Genomic DNA, 1,273 nt, shown 5'->3' on the forward strand with positions numbered 1-1,273 from the left:
GACTTCCGGGGCGGGCTGGGGTTTTTCCGTCTCGGCTTTTAATTGGGCTTCATGCTGACGGCGTTTTTCTTCTTCGACCGCCTGCCGGCGTTTCTGCTCTTCCAGGGCCGCTAGGGCTTGCTTGGCCTGTTCCGCTTCTTTTTGCGCGTCGCTAACGCTTGCTTCGCTACGTTTGATGTAGGTTTTCTGCTTGCGCACTTCGACGCTGACCGTTTTGGTGCCGGTGCCGGGGGCGGACGACTGTCTGAGTTCGGTCTTGGTACTGCGTTTTAAGGTAATGCGTTTCGGCGTGCTGCTTTCCTGGGTGGCCTCGGCTTTGCCATGGCGTTTACGTAAATGCGCCAGCAATTTGACCTTTTCCTCTTCGCTGATGACATCGTCGGGATCGGTGGCGCTCAGGCCGGCCTCCTTCAATTGCTCCAAAAAACGTTCCAAAGGAATGCCGACTACCTCTGCTAATGCCTGTACTGTTTTATCGCTCATAGAATCCTCCTGCCTTAGCCCTTGTCCTCAGCGAACCACGATTCGCGGGCTTTCATAATAAGTTTACCTGCTCGATCTTCATTCATGCCGGTAAATTCGATAATGTCGTCGATGGCCTGTTCGGCCAAATCGTCCAGGGTGACTATGCCCTTGGCCGCCATTTCGTGCGCCAGTTTGTCGTCCATTCCGTCCATGGCCAGCAATTCCGGGCTGGGTTCCGAGGTTTCGATTTTTTCTTCCGAAGCGATGGCCTTTATCAGTAGCGCGTCCTTGGCGCGGCTGCGCAGCGCTTCGACCAATTCTTCGTCAAAGCCTTCGATTTCCAGCATTTCGTCGACCGGAATGTAGGCGATTTCTTCGATATTGCTTAGGCCCACTTCCACCAGGACGTCGGCGATTTCCTCGTCGACATCCAGTAACTCCATAAATTCTTGTTTGGCCTTGGCGGCGGATTCGTCCAGATTCTTGTCGACTTGCGAAGCGTCCTGAATATTCAGTTCCCAGCCGGTCAGTTCGGAGGCCAGGCGGACGTTTTGGCCGCCGCGGCCGATGGCTTGCGACAAGCTGTCGCTGGTGACCGCTACATCCATGCTGTGTTTGTCTTCGTCGACCACGATGGACTGGATTTCAGCTGGCGACATGGCGTTGATCACAAACTGCGCTTCGTTGGGGTTCCATAAAATGATGTCCACCCGCTCGCCGGCCAGTTCGTTGGAAATGGCCTGCACGCGCGAGCCGCGCATGCCGACGCAGGCGCCGACCGGATCCAGACGCGGGTCGTTGGCTTTTA

The 1,273-nt window shown here is 55.8% G+C and carries 2 protein-coding genes; both read right to left on the reverse strand.

The window, feature by feature from the left end:
* Nucleotides 1–483 (reverse strand): translation initiation factor IF-2 associated domain-containing protein (locus NP596_RS21410; RefSeq protein ID WP_256617408.1); only part of this gene is annotated, 483 nt, incomplete at its 3' end.
* Between the two features lie 14 nt (nucleotides 484–497).
* The coding region (nusA, locus tag NP596_RS21415) for a transcription termination/antitermination protein NusA (protein ID WP_256617409.1) at nucleotides 498–1,273 on the reverse strand (776 nt) is incomplete at its 5' end.

Source organism: Methylomonas rivi (assembly GCF_024505165.1).
GTDB classification, from domain to species: Bacteria; Pseudomonadota; Gammaproteobacteria; order Methylococcales; family Methylomonadaceae; genus Methylomonas; species Methylomonas rivi.